The following is a 19,186-nucleotide window of genomic DNA, read 5'->3' as shown; positions in this document are numbered from 1 at the left end:
TTTAAGGTATTGTTAAAACTTGAAAAGGCTTAAATTTTATAAAGAACTTGCACCTATGAAAAAGAAAAAATCGGTTCTAAAGAAAATAAAACTGCGCTATTTTCAATTTGCCATTAAAACAATATTAGGGTTTTCATTCGTACTATGTATTTTTATACTCAGCATCTATTTAGGGGCGTGGGGTCCTGTTCCTAAAAAAAAAGAGTTATCTAATTTCAACTATCAAATAGCCTCCGAAGTGTTTTCTTCGGATAGTGTGCTAATAGGAAAATATTATCTAAACGACCGACAGCCCATTTCTTTTCAAGAATTTCCCAAACATTTAATACAGGCATTAGTGGCTATTGAGGACGAACGTTTTTACGCTCACTCCGGCATAGATTTTTCAAGTTTGCTCAGAGTAGCTTTTAAAACCATACTAATGGGTGACAGCTCTTCTGGAGGGGGAAGCACCTTGACCCAACAGTTGGCTAAAAATCTATACCCAAGAAAAGATAGGCAGTCTGCCCATTTAATTATAGATAAGTTTAAAGAGATGATCATCGCCAAACGATTAGAATCTGTGTATTCAAAAGAGGAAATACTAACTCACTACTTAAATACGGTTTCTTTTGGCGACAATACTTTTGGTATTGAAAGTGCAGCGCTAAAATTCTTTAATACCAATGCAAAAACATTATCACTCGAACAAGCCGCTACCCTAGTAGGTATGTTAAAAGCTACCTACAGCTATAACCCAAGAATATTTCCTAAAAAAAGCCTAGATAGACGTAATCTTGTCTTAAAGTCCATGAAAGAAAATAATTTCTTAGACCAAGAAAGACTGAATAATGCTATAACTACTGCACTTAAATTGGACTATAGGGATTACGATTATAACGCTGGTATAGCCCCTTATTTCAGAGAAGAAGTACGTAAGCAACTGCTGCGATGGATAAAAGAACGGAACAGCAAGGGGAACAATCTTAACTTATATACCTCGGGTTTAAAAATATATACGACCCTCAACTATAGAATGCAGCAGTTAGCGGAAGAAGTAATGGTATCGCATATGAGTTCATTACAAGAAGATTTTGAAAAAAGTTATGGGAAGAATGCACCTTGGCTAAAAAACAGTAAAATCATACAGAATGCGGCAAGGCGCACTGCTGTCTACAAAAATCTTAAGAAAACAGAACTTAACGATACCCAAATCTTTCAAAAGCTCAGAGCCGATAAAAAACAGATGACCTTAAGTACGTGGAAAGGGGACCTAAATAGAGAGGCTAGCACTATGGATAGCTTACAGCATTATATGAAATTTTTAAATACAGGTTCCCTTTCCTTAGACCCAACAACCGGCCAAGTGCTCACATGGATAGGAGGAATAGATTTTGAATGGTTTAAATACGATCATATCTCCCAAAGCAAGAGACAAGTAGGCTCCACTTTTAAACCAATTGTGTACACCGCCGCATTAGAAAATGGAATAAGTCCCTGCACTTATTTTTCTGCCCAAGAGGTGGCCTATGAGAATTTGCAAGGCTGGTCACCCAGTAATTCTGGAGATAAAGAAGAAGCGTACTTAAGTTATACCATGGAGGAAGGTCTACGTAATTCTGTAAATACCATTGCCGTAAAAGTGATGGAAAAAACGGGTATCGCTAATGTTTTGGAACAAGCCAAAAAAATGGGGATTCAGGAAAAACTTCCAAACCTGCCTTCACTGGCATTGGGAACAGGAGAAATTAAAATGACAGAAATGGCCATGGCTTATACAAGTTATTTAAACCAAGGAAAAACCGTAAAACCGCTCATTCTTAAAAAGATAACCGATTATGAAGGTAAGGTCCTGGCCACTTTTGAATCTAAACTAAGCGACAAACCAGCATTTTCTGAAGAAAATGGACAGCTAATGATAGAAATGATGAAATCTACCGTTAACTCGGGCACAGCATCCAGAATCAGATCTATCTATGGCCTTAAAAATGATATTGCAGGAAAAACAGGAACTACCCAAAACAACAAAGATGCATGGTTTGTTGCCTTAACACCAAAGCTAATACATCTTACTTGGGTGGGTCTGGACAACCATGAAATTGGTTTTAAGAATACCCGATTAGGACAAGGAGCGAATGCTGCCTTACCCCTATTCGCGCTATGGCTGCAAAAACTGAATTCTGATAAAAATTTTGATGAAATAACCAAAGCTAAATTTGCAAACCCGAGTTCATCTGTATTAGAAGCACTGAATTGTGAAGGCGTAAAAAGAGATGGATTTTTTAAGCGACTTTTCAAAAACCCTAATAAGGCAAAACGTAAAAAATTTAAAAATGCGGATAAAAAATAGTCTGACTAAAAATTAAATGATATTTTTATGATATCATTTTAATATCATATATTATGTCAACTGAAAAAAACCATAGCCCCATAAACGGCTACATTATTCTTTTTGTTTTACTTCTACTGTTTATTGGGGGCGTTTTACTCCTTCGTATTTATGTAGGTGCTTTTATGATTTTGGCAGCCCTACTGCTACTTCCAGGCTTTGTCTTAGTAAACCCAAACAGCTCTAGGGTGCTTTTGCTTTTTGGGAAATATATAGGTACCATCAAACAAAATGGATTATTCTGGGTGAATCCGTTCTTTACCAAAACAAAAATATCTTTACGGGCAAGTAACTTTGACAGCGAACGGTTAAAGGTCAATGACAAGCTTGGAAATCCCATTATGATAAGTACAATATTGGTCTGGCGGGTAACTGACACGTACAAAGCAGCCTTTGAAGTAGACGATTATCAAAATTTTGTGCGTGTACAGACCGATGCTGCGGTACGTAAACTGGCTAGTATGTACCCCTATGATAATTTTGCCGATGAAGGGCTGGATGAAGATATTACGTTACGCTCCAGTGTTAATGAAGTAAGCGATGCGCTGGAACAAGAAGTTCAAGAACGGCTTTCTATGGCGGGCATAGAAGTACTGGAGGCAAGAATAGGCTACTTGGCTTATGCACAGGAGATAGCGAATGCCATGTTAAAACGACAACAAGCGACAGCGATTGTAGCTGCACGGCATAAAATTGTTGAAGGTGCAGTAAGTATGGTAGAAATGGCCTTAACCGAGCTTAGTAAAAAAGAGCTAGTTACCTTGGATGAAGAGCGTAAGGCTGCCATGGTAAGCAATCTTATGGTAGTTCTCTGCTCGGATAAAGATGTAGCACCAATTGTTAACACGGGCACTTTAAACCACTAAATCATGCGTGTATTTGACGAGACCCAACGATTTACGCAATGGTGGCTTCAATTAATTAATCTATCATTATTAGGTTTAATTATTTTTGGCTGTTATAACTGGTATATGCTTAAAAAAGACATAAGCAATGTAGCGGCAGATGACACCATAGGGCAAGTCATCTTTATTGCACTAATTAGCTTCACGGTTTGTATTCTTTATATTTCTAAACTGGAAACAACGATTAATGAACGTGGCATTTTTTATAGGTTTTTCCCTTTACACAGGAACACTAAACACCTATCGTGGAACGATTTGAAAAACTGCCGTACCAGAAAATATAAACCACTCAAGGAATATGGCGGGTGGGGCTACCGATTTGGATTCAATAATGGCAAAGCACTTAACGTAAAAGGAAATCAAGGTATTCAACTGGAATTAAGTACGGGTAAAAAATTACTTCTTGGCACTCAAAGTCTTGAAGAAGCACAGATTGTTATAAACCAATATTTTAAAAACGATAAAAGAGTATAAAGCAATTACGTAGAAGATGGGCTTCAGTAAAAACGGACAACGAATGGAAGAAACATGTAACACATACTTAATAAAAGGATGCTACTTGGTTTAGGTGGTTGACAGTTAGAGGTCTATCGGGCTGGAAAGGGATAAAAATAGCCAAACGGGTGCCTACAAATTTAAAACATGAGTAGCATCCATATTATTTCTAACCAGCTAAATAGTTTTAAAAACCCATTTTACATAGGACACAAGGTAGAACCTTAGTGATTAAAAGACACGAATACCAAGACGATTACTACCGTATAAGAGTAAGCAGCATAGTCGTATTATCTCACTAATTGTGGTAAAGGGAATGACAGTATTTATTTAAACAAATGAGTAAAAAAAAGGCATTTGCATTGCGGGTAAACGAGGATATGCTCAAGGCTATAGAGAAATGGGCAGCCGATGAGTTTAGAAGTACTAATGGACAAATAGAATGGATGTTGATGAAAAGCTTAAAAGAGGCCAAACGCGACCCAAAAGCTAAGAAAGCAGAGTAGTTTTAATATTTATTTAACGATCTAAAACCGTAGCTTTGAATCTTAGCTAATTCAACACATAATGACTAAGATTTTGGGTGCGCTCGCACTTTTATTTTTTAACATAACTGCTTTTGCCCAAAATTCGGAAAAATCCTTTACTGTCAAATATATTTCGGAGGACATCATCCTAGATGGGGTTCTCGATGACCCAATTTGGGGAATGGCAGAAAGCGCCAATACCTTTCAACAATACTTTCCTTCTGATTCTACAGCGGCAGGCGCCCAAAGCGATATAAAAATGCTTTATGATGAGAAAAACCTGTATGTAGGAATTCGCATCAACACAATCGGAAAAAATTATGTAATACCTTCTTTAGAACGTGATTTTAGGGCTGGTGGCAACGACAACATTAGCTTGCTATTCGATACCTTTAATGATGGTACCAATGCTTTTTTATTCGGCATCAACCCATATGGCGTTAGAAGAGAAGCACTTATTACCAACGGAGGGGCTGGCACTGAAGGTTTTACTACCTCTTGGGATATTAAATGGAAAGGGGAATCTGTTATCTTTGATGACTATTATACAGCAGAAATGGTCATACCGTTAACGTCTTTCAAATTTAGGGAAGGGGAAACCAAGTGGCGCTTCAACAGCTACCGTTTTGATATGCAATCCAACGAACAAAGTACTTGGATTAAAATACCTCAAAACCAACTCATCTTTAATCTCGCCTTTATGGGAGATATGATCTTTGAAAAACCCTTGGGCAAATCCCGAACTCCATTAGCCCTAATTCCTTATGTAAACGGTATAACGACTAATAATTTTGACACTGGTGAGAGCCTCAACAATTTTAAAGTGGGTGCTGATGCCAAAATATCCATTGGCAACAGCTTAAACCTTGATCTTACTTTAAATCCAGATTTTTCCACAGTAGAAGTCGATAATTTTATAACTAACCTTACCCGTTTCGAAATTGCATTGCCGGAACGGCGTCAATTTTTTATTGACAACAACGACCTATTTGGAGGCTTTGGGGGTGGCCGCGATGCAAATCCGTTCTTTTCTAGACGTATAGGTATAGCGACAGACACCGCAGGCAATACGATAGAGAATCGTATTATTGGTGGACTTAGACTTAGTGGTAAAATCAATAATGACTTGCGTTTGGGCTTCCTGAACCTACAAACAGAAGAGGACAGCGAAAATGGAATAGCCTCCAATAACAACATGATGTTTTCGCTGCAACAAAAAATGTTCTCTCGTTCCAATTTAGGCGTTTTCTTTATTAACAGACAAGCGGTAGGAGCATCTGATTTCTTACCTAAAGATGAAGAGTTTAACCGTGTGATGGGTATTGATTATAATTTAGCATCGGAAGATAATAGCTGGACAGGTAAATTCTACCTCCACAAGTCCTTTCAACCTGAAGATAATGAGGGCAACTACTCCTTAGGCTTTAACCTAGGCAAGAACACTCGGAACTTTTCTGCATTTGTAGATGTCGTTAAGATTGATGAAGAATTTAATTCAGATCTTGGTTTTATCCCAAGAACCGATATTATTAAACTTGTAAATGTCTTTGAGGCACGTATATGGCCAAAAAAAGGTGAAATAAATAATTATGAGGCGCAGATTTTTAATGAATTCGTTTGGCGGCCAGGCTTAGACTACCAACTAGGAGACCATGCTATTTCTCTAGAAACCACTGCGGAATTTAAGAGCCTTGAACAGCTGAGCGCACAATTTTCTAGGAGGTATGTTTTTCTAACACAAGACTTTGAGCCAACGGGCAACGAAGGTGCAATAGCTTTACCCGGAAATCTAGGATACAACTTTAGTAGCTTTGGGATGTCTTTTGAATCTGATAGGCGTAAAGTATTTTCATACAGCATAGAACCAAGCTTTGGCGGGTTTTTTAATGGTAATAGGTATTCATTGGAGACTGGTTTTGATATTAGATTACAGCCTAAAGTACGTATCGGATTCAACGCACAATATGATAGGATTGCCCTCCCACAACCCTATTCCAGTGCAGATATTTTCTTAATAAGTCCACGTTTGGGGATTACCTTTAGCAAGTCGATTTTCTGGTCTACCTTGGTTCAATATAGTAATCAACGAGACAATTTAGGTATCAATTCCAGGCTACAATGGCGCTTTGCACCGTTATCCGACCTATTCATCGTATACAATGACAATTACTCGGTAGACCTATTTGCTCCTAGATTTCGCTCCATCAACCTTAAATTTTCTTACTGGCTAAATATTTAGTATTAGAATTCATATCAGGATTTTACCGTAGCGTTTTCTATTTTAAACTCATCTATTAGATTATGACCAAAGCTTTTTTCTCCTTCACATTTCTTTTCACATTCTTGGTCATTTTTGGTCAGGAAAAGCAAAAATCATTTACCGTAAAGTTTATTTCAGAGAATATTATTGCTGATGGTATATTGGACGAATCTATTTGGGAAATGGCAGGTAATGGTGCTGATGAATTTTGGGAATATTTTCCTTTAGATTCGATACAAGCAAGGAAGCAATCACAAATCAAAATACTTTATGACGACAAGAATTTATATGTAGGTATCAAGGCGTATTCCAGTGGGAAAAATTATGCAACCCCATCGTTAAGACGTGACTTTAGAGGTAGTGGAAGTGATAGTTTTTCCTTAGTTTTTGATACTTTTAATGATGGTACCAATGCGTTTTTATTTGGAATAAACCCCTATGGGGTTAGGCGTGAAGCACTCATTGCAAATGGTGGTACAAGCCAGAGTGATTTTAATCTGGCCTGGGACATGAAGTGGAAAGGTGATGCAAAAATCTATGATGATTACTTTACCGCCGAAATGATTATTCCCCTAACCTCCTTCAAATTTGAGGAGGGTGTTACCAAATGGCGCTTTAACAGCTATCGTATAGAAACCCAATCCAACGAAAGAAGTACCTGGACAAGAATACCCCAGAATCAACTCATATATAATCTTGCTTTTATGGGAGATATGGTCTTTGAGAAACCTTTAGGAAAGTCCAGAACGCCATTAGCGCTTATTCCCTATGTAAATAGTTTTGTGGCAAACGACTTTGAAAGTAGCGACAATCTCAATGATTTCAAGGTCGGTGCAGATGCCAAGATATCGATAGGAAATAGCTTAAACCTTGACCTCACCTTAAACCCAGATTTCTCTACCGTAGAGGTCGATAATTTCATAACCAATCTTACCCGATTTGAAATTGCGCTGCCAGAACGGCGTCAATTTTTTATAGATAATAATGATCTTTTTGCAAGTTTTGGAGATGGGTTCGATGTGAGTCCATTCTTCTCCAGGCGCATCGGCATCGCTAGTGACACCTCAGGAAACACTATAGAAAACAATCTTATTGGAGGAGTCCGCCTTAGCGGTAAACTAACGAAAGACCTAAGAATAGGGGTGCTTAACATACAAACCGCAGAAGATTTGGAGAACGAGATAGCCTCCAATAACAATACTATGATAGCGCTACAGCAACGCGTGTTTTCTCGTTCGAACGTTGGCGTATTCTTCATAAACAGAGAATCCTTTAAAGATTACGACTTTCTAGAATCGGAAGATGAGTACAATAGAGTTTTGGGTCTTGACTATAACTTGGCATCAAAAGACAATACGTGGAACGGGAAATTTTTCACGCACAAATCATTTCAGCCAGGTGATAATGACGGTAATATGGCTACCGGCGCAACCATGCGGTACAATACTAGAATCTTTAATGTATTTGCAAAAGCTGTATTTATAGATGAAGATTTTCGTTCGGACTTAGGTTTTGTTCGTAGAACTGATCTCTTCAAAACCATTTTTAGCGTAGAACGTGTATTTTGGCCTAAAAAAGGAATTGTTCAAAACCATTCGTTTCAATTTTTTCCAAATATACGATGGAGTCCCAGCTTGGATTTCCAAAATACGGATTATGATCTTCAGGGCAGATACGAAATGCAGTTCAACAATCAGTCCCAAGCGGGGTTTGAGTTTACCAATAGCTATACGTTTCTCTTCAACGATTTTGACCCTACCGGAACGGATGGCGCTATACCATTACCTAAAAATAAAGGGTACCATTACAATAACCTAGAATTTGGATATCAGTCCGATCAACGAAAATTATTTTCTTACGATGTGCAGTCATCAGTAGGAAGGTTTTTTAATGGAAATCGATTCTCGGTAGAAGGAGGCATGACCATGCGCTTTCAACCTAAAGCCTTTATCTCTCTGATGTTCAACTATGACCAAATAGACTTACCAGCTCCGTTTTCTAGTGCCAATATTTGGTTGATAAGTCCAAACATAGATATAACCTTTAGCAAGTCCATTTTCTGGTCTACCCTAATACAATACAGTAATCAAAGGGATAACTTAGGTTTCAATTCCAGACTACAGTGGCGATTTGCTCCCTTATCGGACCTTTTCCTTGTCTACAATGACAATTACTCTGTAGACGTATTTGCACCGAGATTTCGTTCCATTAACCTAAAACTATCTTACTGGCTAAATATCTAAAATGAACTATCAAGTACTTTGTTCCGATTTAGATGGCACCTTACTCTCTACGAAGGACGATGTCTCCGACTTTACCATACGAGAGATAAAACGAATACGGAATATAATTCGGATAATTCTGGTATCTGCCAGAATGCCCAGTGGCATGTACTACCTTCAAAAACGACTGGGTATTGATCAGCAACCTATTATATGCTATAATGGAGCCCTTGTTCTGCAAGGTGACAAAACACTTTTATCGGTAACCATTCCTTCCACAATTTTATCGCAAGTACATGTAATGACCTCGCCTTTAGGTATAGATTTAGGAGTGTATGCACATGATAACTGGTTTGTTCCCAAAACATCGGAACGCGTAGAAAAAGAGATTAAACACACTAAAACGCAACCCACTTTTCAACAGACAAAATCTACGCTGACTAAGCTAAAGCATGAAGGTGCACATAAAGTCATGCTAATGTGCAGTAAGGAAAGTGCAAATCAAATTACGCCCCTATTGAAAAGCAATTTCAGTAATGAGTTGAATATTTACCGTTCTAATGATACCTTAATCGAAATTGCGCCTAAATCAGTTTCCAAACGTTCTGCCATTGCACATATTCTAAAACAAACGGAATCATTTAAAGACATCATAGCCTTTGGGGATAACTACAACGATATTGAAATGATCGAGGCAGCTGGTTGTGGTGTAGCCGTGGCCAATGCCCGAACCGAACTAAAAAAAGTTGCCAATCATATTACATTGGCAAATACAGATAACGGTGTAGCCGACTTTATCCGAAGACATCTGGATATTTGATTATATTTGAAAAACTTCCCTTTTTGACCATGGAAAATAGCCACTTAGAACCTTTTATCACCAACGACTCCGTCGTATTTGGACTTTTAGCAATAGCCCTTGGCTTCATTTTTTATACCTCAAATATTAAAATAGGTTTTTGGAAAAAATTTTATTCTATAATTCCTGCCGTGCTTATGTGTTATTTACTACCTGCTATTTTAGCAAGTAGTGGTCTCATTTCAGACAATACTTCCAACCTTTATTTTATGGCAAGTCGGTATTTATTACCCGCCGCCCTTGTGTTAATGACCTTGAGTATAAATTTAAAGGCGATTGCTAACTTGGGCTCCAAAGCCTTGATTATGTTCCTTACCGGTACTACGGGTATCATCATTGGGGGCCCTATTGCCATTCTTTTAGTTTCAGTTTTCTCTCCGGAAACAGTTGGAGGTAACGATTTTGATGCCATATGGCGGGGTCTTTCCACTATTGCCGGGAGTTGGATAGGTGGTGGTGCGAACCAAGCCGCTATGTTAGAGATATTTCAATATAACCCAGAAAAATACGGAGGAATGGTGTTAATAGATATTGTGGTAGCCAATATCTGGATGGCTATAATTTTGCTTGGCGTAGGAAAAACAGAACGAATAGATAGATGGTTAAAAGCTGACACATCTAGCATAGAAAGGCTAAAGCTCAAAGTAACTGAATTCACCGATAAAATTACACGAGTCCCTACTCTTAATGATTATATGATTATGCTTTGCTTGGCTTTTGGAGCAGTTGGTATAGCACACTTTTTTGGAAATAATATTAGCGATTATTTAACCCAAAATTTTGATTCGGTAAGTGACAAAAAGAGTTTTCTTTCCTTTTTGGGGTCTAGTTTCTTTTGGATGGTTGTCTTAGCTACAATCATTGGTATCTCACTATCATTTACGAAAGCAAAAAACTACGAAGGTGCCGGTGCCAGCAAGATTGGCAGTGTTTTTATTTATATCCTAGTAGCTACAATAGGTATGAAAATGGATTTAGGAAAGGTTTTGGAAAATCCTGGTCTAATAGCCGTTGGTTTTATTTGGATTACGATACACGCCGGACTCATGATTTTAATCGCAAAGCTGATAAGGGCACCCTACTTTTTCTTGGCTGTTGGAAGTCAGGCTAATGTTGGCGGCGCCGCTTCCGCACCCGTGGTTGCAGCAGAATTTCACCCTTCACTTACCTCGGTTGGGGTATTGTTAGCCGTTCTTGGATATGTAGTAGGTACTGGAGGAGCCTTATTTTGCGCCTATTTAATGGAGGTAGCCTCGCATTTATAAATCAAAACTAATCGATTTAGAGCAAGCCTATTTACAATAATTTTATTGATATTTGTGGCCTAATAAGATAACATGAAGCAATTCCTATATTCTCTAAGTATTCTATGTTTGGTCGTTTCTTGCGCCGGAGAAACTGAAAACACAATGACCGTAAGTGGGAATATAAAGGGGCTCAAAAAAGGCACGCTTTATCTGCAATACGTAAAGGATACTACGCTTGTAACGGTAGACTCGCTAGAAATTGAGGGAGACGGAAATTTTACCTTTCAAACAGCACTAAAAAGTCCTGAGCTTTTCTATTTATACCTTAACAAAAAGGATAATAACGATGTAAACGACAGGCTTTCATTTTTTGCAGAACCGGGTCTTATCACTATAAAAACCAATTGGAATACCTTTGATACCAAAGCTAAGATTACGGGGTCTAAAAGTCACGAAAAACTCCAAGAATATCAAAAAGTAATGTCAAAAAACAATTTGAGAAGTCTTGAATTGATACAAATGGCTGCTAACCAAAATGCGCAGTATGGCCAGCAAGAATTGGATTCGATAGAGTTGCTCTACACCAAAAAAATAAAACGAAACTATATTTATGCCATAAATTTCGCTATAAATAATAAGGACTCCTACATAGCTCCCTACATCGCCGTTAAGGAAATTCCAGATGCAAATATAATATACTTAGACTCGATAGCTTCTGTGTTGCCTGCAAACGTTTCAAATTCTAAATACGGCAAAGAGCTTACCAAACTACTAGCGAAAAAGAAATCATAAAAAAAGCATCCGGTTTACAGATGCTTTTTTAGGATAAACCTTAGAGTTAGGATTTAACTTAATTTATTCAAATCATCTACCAAACCTTTTGCTTTGGTTTCTAATTCGGAGCGCACAGCAGTTAAGTGTGCTTTTCTATTTTCAACATCTTTTTGGTTCACTTTTGCTATTAAATCATCAAAAGTGGCTATTGCACCATCAATAACTTTCACTCCATCTTTGGAATCTTGCTTACCATTTGCAGCCTCAACTATGTAAACCGCCTCAATGATATCGCCTAATACATAATTGATATCTTTTTTTAAATCTCGAACACTTGCCATTTTACTATATTTTTTTACAAAAGTACAACTTTAACGTTTTAAAAATAAGATTACTATCAAATAGTAACTTCCAATAATTTTGTGCCGTCCGTTTTAATTCGAATACGATTTGCCAATGCGGGTATTAAAACAGTTTCCCCTTTCTTAATAGCTACCTCTCCATTATCTGCGCTAATACTGGCAGTACCTGACACACACATATAAATCGTAAAAGCATCCCTAGCAGCTAAATCCTGCTCAAAATCCTTTGTGAGGTTCAAAAAATTTGTCCTAAAATAAGGACAATCTACCATATCGTTAGCTTTGTCTAACACAGTGCCGTAAATCACCCTAAAATCATCTTTCTTATCGTAATCCATGGCATCCAAAGCCATTTCTGTATGGAGCTCTCTAAAATTTCCGTCCTTATCCTTTCTATTAAAATCAAATACGCGGTAAGTAACATCTGAGGTTTGCTGTATCTCTGCAAGTAGTACCCCTGCACCTATCGCATGTATTTTACCCGTATTGATAAAAAAAGTATCCCCTTCTTTTACTGGTTCATAGTTCAAAAGATTCGGTAAGGCATCGTCCGCCAAGCTCTTAGCATATTCAGCCTTGGTTACATCCTTATTGAAACCAACAATGAGTTCCGCTCCTGCATCCGCATCCATAACATACCACATTTCGGTCTTACCAAAAGAATTGTGGCGCTTTAGTGCCAATTCATCATTAGGATGTAGCTGAATGGATAAATCCTGTTTCGCATCAATAAATTTAATTAGGATTGGAAATTCCTTGCCAAATCGCTCCACTACACTTTTTCCTAAAAGTGCTTCCGGAAATTCATCAATTAAAGTATTCAAAGGAGTATTAGCCAAAACTCCGTTAGACACAACAGAAACATCGCCAGAAACCGTTGAAAGCTCCCAACTTTCACCAGTTATATCACTAGCAATAGGCTTGTTTAAAACTTCTTTCAATTTCGTGCCACCCCAAAGCCTTTCTTTTAGAATAGATTGAAATTTTAAAGGATATATGTTCATGAACATCTTTTATTTAAGATTACTCCTTAGATACAAATGACGCTTTTAATGCTCTTTTCATGTGTTCGGAAGCATTAATACTATTATATACCATCAGTATAGTTCCTTTTTCGTCCACTACATAAGTTTCCCTGCCAGGAAGCAACAAGAGACTATTCTTTATTTTAAACTGTTTCCGTACCACATTGTTACTATCGGATAGTAATATAAACGGTAGGTCGTGCTTTTTACCAAATCGGGAGTGACTCTTGACGGAATCGGCACTAATACCAATCACCTCTGCTCCTAACTTTTTAAAATCCTCGTAACTATCTCGAAAATCACAGGCTTCCTTAGTACAACCAGGCGTGTTGTTTTTAGGATAGAAATAAACAACAAAAGCTTGCTTTCCAATGATGTCCTTTACCGAAAAAGGTCTGCCTTCACTATCAGGCAATGTAAAAAAAGGTATTTTATCACCTACTTTTAAACCCATTATCCACTAAATGTTACAAAATTTCTAGGGGTCTCGTACAAAATAACTTCCAAGTCGTGTTCGGCATGTATATGTGGTCTCAGTTTTTGCCAAGTAACTACAGCTATATTTTCCGCTGTTGGATTCAACTCCATAAATTCCGGCACCTCTTTGTTTAAATTTTTATGATCAAAGGCGTCCTCAATTTCAGCTTTAATCAAATCCTTCAGCACCTTTACATCTATAACGAAACCTGTTTCAGTGTCAATCTTTCCGTTTACACTTACGATAAGTTCGTAATTATGCCCATGAAAATTCGGGTTACTACATTTACCGAATATTTCGGTATTCCTTGTATCGCTCCAATCTTTCCTATACAACCTATGGGCAGCATTAAAATGAGCCCTTCTGCTTACTTTTACTTTCATTTTTTTTCAATATTATCCAACAGATGTTGGTAGAATTTCTCGAATATTATTTTAAACCAAGCAGTGTAGATATGTGGATTAACACTAATATCTTCTTTAATGGCCTTAGGTGTCATCAATTTCCAACTCGCAACTTCATCCGCATTGATTACGGGGGCATCATCATAATATCCAACCATAACGTGGTCCAACTCATGTTCGGTTAATCCGTTGTCAAACGGAGCCTTATAAATAAATGAAAAAAGTTCTTTAAGATCAACCGAGAATCCCATTTCCTCTTGTAATCTTCTTTTACCAGCTTGGATATTGGTTTCTCCTACGCGTTGGTGACTGCAACAAGTATTGGTCCATAACAGGGGAGAATGATATTTATGCCCCGCACGTTGTTGGAGCATTGTTTCTCCATTTTCATTTAAGACAAAAACAGAGAACGCTCTATGTAATAGGGCTTTTTCGTGAGCTTCCATTTTAGGCATGGTCCCTATTTGCTCATTATTTTCATTGACTAGAATTACCTCTTCTTCCTTCATTATGTAAAAATAACATCTTTACGTAAGTTAGGGCAATGAAGGTCATAAAATAAATAAATGATAGTATATAATTTAACGCCTCGGCATTAGAAGAATCTTGGTGACTTAAGATTATCCTTGATGGATATGAAATCATATCTAAAAATTACCTCAAAAGAACCATCGTTGAACGCGGCACTACCCAATTCGGTTATTTCACGGTCGTAAGCGATACCAATAAGAAAATTATTAGATATGTTAAAACCGACCAGACCACTTACCGCTGCATCCCATCTGTAAGCCGCACCGAGAATAAATTTATCGTTGAACATAAAGTTGGCAGAAACATCTACCTGCAAGGGAGCACCTTGTGTTATCTTACTTAAAATAGTGGGTTTGAATTTTAGAAAACGATTTACGTCCCAAACGTAGCCTGTCATTAAATAGAAATTCATTCGCTCTTTTGCGGTTGATAGTGAGGATTCCTCAAAATGTGAAGTCTCCAAAAACCGAGGCACAGAAAGACCTGCGTAGAAGGTATTCGTATGATAGTATATGCCTGCGCCTATATTAGGAGATAGTCTGTTATCAATATCCTGTTGTAAGGTTTGATCTGATGTAAATTGATTAAGTTCAGAAAACCGAATATCCAAAAGATTGATACTTCCTTTTATACCAAAACTTAGACGAGCTTCCTTTGCCATTTTTATGGTATAAGAAAAATCCATATCAAAATTAGTTTCGGATGTAGGACCTATCTGATCATTAACGATAGAAACCCCCATTCCCAAACCTCTATACCCAATTGGGGTATGCAGGTTAAATGTCTGGGTTACCGGAGCACCTTCTAATCCAACCCATTGAGATCTATGTAAAGCAGCTATACTCATCTGCCCTCTAGTTCCTGCATATGCCGGATTTATACTCACCGTATTATACATATACTGCGTATACTGAGCATCTTGTTGCGCTACAGCAACAGCAACACCAACGAACAATAAAACACCAAGAAAAAGATACTTTATATTATGTGTTCGGTTTATGTGTAATAGTATACTTCCCATGCTTTTATCTGTTTATATATAAATACCCTGAAAGTGATTTCATATTACCGCTCGGCTCTTTATAGTCAATAATATAGAAATACGTTCCAACCGGTAATTGATTATCCTGATTCACGGTTGCCCTACCTTTAGAAGAGCCATCAAAAACATTCCCATCTGTATCATAAGCCTTGGTTGTAAAGACTGAAACTCCCCATCTGTTATAAATTCGAACCGTATTCTCTGGGTAATTCTCCAAGCCATCTATACGCAGTACATCGTGCACGTTATCTCCGTTTGGTGTAAGCACATTGAACACTTCAACAGTCTCTCCTTGAACTTCTAAATCAGAATCTAGGTAATTTGGAATACCATCTTCATCACTATCATCATTAAGGTAATTACCATCTTCATTTAAGTCTTCATCAATTGTTGCTATACCATCGTCATCGTCATCCGTATCCCTATAGTCAGACTCTTCATCATTATCCGTATTAGGTAAATCATTTATTGGGTCGTCTATTTCGTCATTAACATCTACATCTAGAGTGTTATCGCCTTCATATCCATCATCTAATCCGTCGCCATCTTCATCAGAATCAGTGAACAGGGTATCGGCTATACCATCTTGATCAAAATCATGAGCTTCAATATTATCCAGAATATTATCATTATCACTGTCTTCATCCAAATAATCTGGCAGACTATCTCCATCTGTATCTACAGGGAATACACCTTGAAAACCTGATGATTCGTAAGCATCATCAAGACCGTTACCATTACTATCAACAGCGCTTGGTGCTATATAATCAGCAGTAGCCTGCGCCTCTACATTATCAGGAACCCCATCATCATCGCTATCAATATCTAAATAATCAGCAATACCATCTTCATCGCTATCCGTTGGGTCTGTCGCAGGGTCATTATCACCATCTAAGTTCAAATCCTCAAAACTGTTTAAAATACCATCGGCATCACTATCCAAATCTGCTCCAGACGGACTAATAACAATAGTGACCGTTGCGGTACTACAATTTCCTAAGGAATCGCAAACCGTATACTCAAAAGTATCGGTGCCTACGTAATTATTATTTGGAAAATAGTTGATGATATCATCAGATGGATTATTGGGTGTTCCATTAGCATCCGTAGTCAATGAACCATTTATAGGCTGTGTTGCACTAAACGTACCAACGGTAGGTAAATCGTTGTCGTTTATTTGCCAGTTATCTATATTATGTATTTCGTTTACGTCTATAGTAACTACGTCGTCATTGGTATCTACAATCGGTAACACATCTATAGTTACCGTCGCGGTACTACAATTTCCAGAGTCATTACAAATGGTATAATCAAAATTATCCGAGCCGTTAAAATCAGGGTCAGGTGTATACGTTACCCTATCGTCCGTAGGGTCGTTTGGCGTTCCACGATCATCTATAGTTATAGTTCCGTTTGCAGGATCTGTTGTTGTTAAATCACCTATTGGAGGTAAATCAGAATCGTTATCAAAAATGTCAATTAGTATGGTATCATCCTCATCTACAGATACGATATCATCTACTAAGTTTGCTGCCTCACTTAAACAAACTACCGTAAAATTGGGTAGGTTAATGTCATTCCCTGCTTTGGTTAAGATGGCTGTATATTTGACCACAGTTTGATTTGCTAGTACCATTGGCTGTGTTTGATCACCTGTAACCGCAGGAGACCAGCTTACTGTCGCGCCCGTGGAAATGTTGGCTCTAATATCTAAGGTTACCTCATTATCGGGCGTATTACAATCCGTTACAATAAAATATCCAGTTGCATTGGAACCGCATAACGTACCATCATAGGTAGCGTAGTAAATACCAGGTGCGGTAACTTCTAGAAACGAATCGGTTCCCAAGATTGAAGCCGTATCAGAAGCTTCGTACCATTGATAGTTATTCTGATCCGTATCATCAGGCGCCTGTAATAAAAATTGTGCGTTGGATACGAAAGTACCTAGCATTGTAATAACAATACCAAGTATTAACGTTTTATATGTAAGGATATTTTTCAAATCGATTCTAGGTCGTTTTTTGGTTTACTTACTTAACTACAAACACTACATTGATCAAAGAGTTGTAATCTACGGGTGAATTAAATATTTGGTAAGAAAGCACACCATTATCGTTTACTGACATGTTTTGAACTACAGATCCATCTCCAAAAACATCAATATCGGCTTCAGTAACATAGTAATAAAGTTCTCCTTTTGTGTATACAGGTATGGGAACTGCCTCACTAGAAACTACTGGCGAAGCAAATTGATCATAATATGCTTGATACAAGTCAACAGTGAATGAGCCCGTTACTGAGGCATCAATCGCAATTGATGGTGGATAAAAAATTCTACCAGAGGCAGCTGTAATTGGAGCAATTGATTGTATCATCTCTTCAACATTAGCTTCTGCATCACCATCACCGTCAACATCCACTGGATTATCGGAGAGCACTTCTGATGCATCTTGATTGTCCGTATTGGTCACCCAACCTGTACTGGTAAACCGATACACCTTCTGAGTATTTGTGTTAAAAATTGAAGAACCTATGTAAACCCCAATAGCACCATTCATTTCGGCTGTTGTCAGCGATGGTAAACTTGGTAAGGAAGTGCCTTCTATCTGAGCCTTGGCTACAGTACACAGAATAAATAACCCTATTGTAACTATTACTTTTCTCATAATTGTAATTTCTTATTAGTGTTTTTGATTAAGGGATAACAATTACTGTGAACATAAATTCTAAATCGATATCATCTTTCGGGGTTCCGCCATTATCACTATCTCCAATATTTACGCTAAACCCAGTCGTAGTTTGGCTATAATATGTGATTCCTGCATCATCGTAGTTGGTTGTTGTATTACCCGGACAATCTCCCCCACAATCCAATATGGATAATTGAATAATATAATTGGCGTTAGCAAGGCCGCTTGAAAAGTCAACCCGATAATCCCCTTCGTTTAATTTTAAAACAGTTGCTCCATAAATCGAGGCTGTTGTCCCATTGCCCGCAACTTTTCCTGTAGCATATATTTTAGGCATTGCATTTAAAATACTTAGAGCTTCTTGTACCGTAGTTTCATTGGTGCCATCTTCATTTAAATCAACATCTGTAGCTAAATCAACTTCGTCTGCTTCTTGGTCGTCGGTTCCGTCTACGCCATCCAGTTCTGTCTGTAATTCTTCGATTGCTCCTTGGACATCGGTACTGGTTGTATTTCCTGTTGCCGTGAAATCTACTTCACCTGCATCTTGTATCTCGTTCGTGATGCTGCCATCAACTTCCATAAAAGTACTGTTGACAACATATGGTGTACCGCTTGTTCCGTCTCCGGTAATACTGATATCTGTTCCAGCGTTTACTATCGTTTCTGAACCGTCCGCTGTGTTTGCCGTTATCTGGCTATCTACATATGCCTTGGTTGTTGCATCACCTGCAGCAACCGGTGTGCCTAAATTCGTTACTACAGTTCCGCCAGCATCGGCACCTTCGACCAATACGTTGGATAAATCCTGTATCTCGTTCGTGATGCTGCCATCTACTTCCGTAAAAGTACTGTTCACAACATATGGAGTTCCGCTTGTTCCGTCACCGGTAATACTGATATCCGTTCCAGCATTAACTATCGTTTCCGAACCATCTACTGAAAGTACACCTGCCGCTGAACGGGCCAATCCTGTTCCTGCTAAACTAGAAGC

Annotated in this window: 18 protein-coding genes; 9 read left to right on the top strand and 9 right to left on the bottom strand. The window is 38.0% G+C overall.

The features are described 5' to 3' along the window. Positions 1-55 precede the first annotated feature (55 nt). The 9 genes from Q360_RS0115745 to Q360_RS0115705 all read left to right on the top strand — a co-directional run bounded on the left by Q360_RS0115745 (position 56) and on the right by Q360_RS0115705 (position 11,675). Positions 56-2,329, top strand: coding sequence for a transglycosylase domain-containing protein (locus tag Q360_RS0115745; RefSeq protein WP_027077935.1), 2,274 nt, complete (start codon positions 56-58; stop codon positions 2,327-2,329). A 53-nt stretch (positions 2,330-2,382) separates the two neighbouring features. Next, positions 2,383-3,234, top strand: a complete 852-nt coding sequence (locus Q360_RS0115740; RefSeq protein ID WP_027077934.1) for an SPFH domain-containing protein — start codon at positions 2,383-2,385, stop codon at positions 3,232-3,234. A gap of 3 nt (positions 3,235-3,237) precedes the next feature. Further along, complete coding sequence (locus tag Q360_RS0115735; RefSeq protein WP_027077933.1) at positions 3,238-3,747, top strand: hypothetical protein; 510 nt, start codon at positions 3,238-3,240, stop codon at positions 3,745-3,747. Positions 3,748-4,106: 359 nt separating this feature from the next. Continuing rightward, positions 4,107-4,274: an Arc family DNA-binding protein gene (locus Q360_RS25365; RefSeq protein ID WP_084273478.1), complete on the top strand. Its 168-nt coding sequence runs from the start codon at positions 4,107-4,109 to the stop codon at positions 4,272-4,274. Positions 4,275-4,335: 61 nt separating this feature from the next. Beyond that, a complete protein-coding gene (locus Q360_RS0115725) occupies positions 4,336-6,534 on the top strand; it encodes a DUF5916 domain-containing protein (protein WP_027077932.1) in 2,199 nt (732 codons plus the stop codon). A 62-nt stretch (positions 6,535-6,596) separates the two neighbouring features. After that, positions 6,597-8,798, top strand: coding sequence for a DUF5916 domain-containing protein (locus Q360_RS0115720; protein ID WP_027077931.1), 2,202 nt, complete (start codon positions 6,597-6,599; stop codon positions 8,796-8,798). A gap of 1 nt (position 8,799) precedes the next feature. Beyond that, positions 8,800-9,597: a Cof-type HAD-IIB family hydrolase gene (locus Q360_RS0115715; RefSeq protein WP_027077930.1), complete on the top strand. Its 798-nt coding sequence runs from the start codon at positions 8,800-8,802 to the stop codon at positions 9,595-9,597. 29 nt (positions 9,598-9,626) lie between these two features. Further along, entirely contained in the window at positions 9,627-10,901 is a 1,275-nt protein-coding gene (locus Q360_RS0115710) for a DUF819 family protein (RefSeq protein WP_027077929.1), read from the top strand. A gap of 72 nt (positions 10,902-10,973) precedes the next feature. Then, complete coding sequence (locus tag Q360_RS0115705; protein ID WP_027077928.1) at positions 10,974-11,675, top strand: DUF4369 domain-containing protein; 702 nt, start codon at positions 10,974-10,976, stop codon at positions 11,673-11,675. Positions 11,676-11,728: 53 nt separating this feature from the next. Here the strand turns inward: Q360_RS0115705 and Q360_RS0115700 are convergent, their stop codons facing one another. From Q360_RS0115700 to Q360_RS26180, 9 genes are all read right to left on the bottom strand, one after another. Further along, positions 11,729-11,998, bottom strand: coding sequence for a hypothetical protein (locus Q360_RS0115700; RefSeq protein WP_027077927.1), 270 nt, complete (start codon positions 11,996-11,998; stop codon positions 11,729-11,731). A 56-nt stretch (positions 11,999-12,054) separates the two neighbouring features. Then, positions 12,055-13,017 carry a type I phosphomannose isomerase catalytic subunit gene (locus tag Q360_RS0115695; RefSeq protein WP_027077926.1) on the bottom strand — a complete coding sequence of 321 codons (963 nt, stop codon included), beginning with the start codon at positions 13,015-13,017 and terminating at the stop codon, positions 12,055-12,057. Positions 13,018-13,042: 25 nt separating this feature from the next. Further along, positions 13,043-13,498 carry a peroxiredoxin gene (locus Q360_RS0115690; RefSeq protein ID WP_027077925.1) on the bottom strand — a complete coding sequence of 152 codons (456 nt, stop codon included), beginning with the start codon at positions 13,496-13,498 and terminating at the stop codon, positions 13,043-13,045. Then, a complete protein-coding gene (locus Q360_RS0115685) occupies positions 13,498-13,905 on the bottom strand; it encodes a 6-pyruvoyl trahydropterin synthase family protein (RefSeq protein WP_027077924.1) in 408 nt (135 codons plus the stop codon). Before Q360_RS0115685 ends, Q360_RS0115690 begins: the two co-directional genes overlap by 1 nt. Then, the gene (idi, locus tag Q360_RS0115680; RefSeq protein ID WP_027077923.1) at positions 13,902-14,435 is read right to left on the bottom strand and encodes an isopentenyl-diphosphate Delta-isomerase; all 534 of its coding nucleotides are present in this window, start codon (positions 14,433-14,435) and stop codon (positions 13,902-13,904) included. The genes Q360_RS0115685 and idi overlap by 4 nt, the downstream gene beginning before the upstream one ends. Positions 14,436-14,521: 86 nt before the next feature. Then, on the bottom strand, positions 14,522-15,478 hold the full coding sequence (locus Q360_RS0115675; protein ID WP_051554768.1) for a PorP/SprF family type IX secretion system membrane protein: 957 nt from the start codon (positions 15,476-15,478) through the stop codon (positions 14,522-14,524). A gap of 4 nt (positions 15,479-15,482) precedes the next feature. After that, complete coding sequence (locus Q360_RS0115670; RefSeq protein WP_051554766.1) at positions 15,483-17,453, bottom strand: T9SS type B sorting domain-containing protein; 1,971 nt, start codon at positions 17,451-17,453, stop codon at positions 15,483-15,485. 79 nt (positions 17,454-17,532) lie between these two features. Further along, positions 17,533-18,168 (bottom strand): hypothetical protein, encoded by a 636-nt coding sequence (locus Q360_RS0115665; RefSeq protein ID WP_051554765.1) that lies wholly within the window; start codon positions 18,166-18,168, stop codon positions 17,533-17,535. Between the two features lie 28 nt (positions 18,169-18,196). Continuing rightward, a partial coding sequence (locus tag Q360_RS26180; protein ID WP_036196183.1) for a hypothetical protein occupies positions 18,197-19,186 on the bottom strand: 990 nt, incomplete at its 5' end.

Origin of the sequence: Maribacter antarcticus DSM 21422, from assembly GCF_000621125.1 — a bacterium.
GTDB classification, from domain to species: domain Bacteria; phylum Bacteroidota; class Bacteroidia; order Flavobacteriales; family Flavobacteriaceae; genus Maribacter; species Maribacter antarcticus.
Note: the sequence above shows the minus strand (reverse complement) of the source record. Positions and strands in the feature narration are given on the sequence as shown.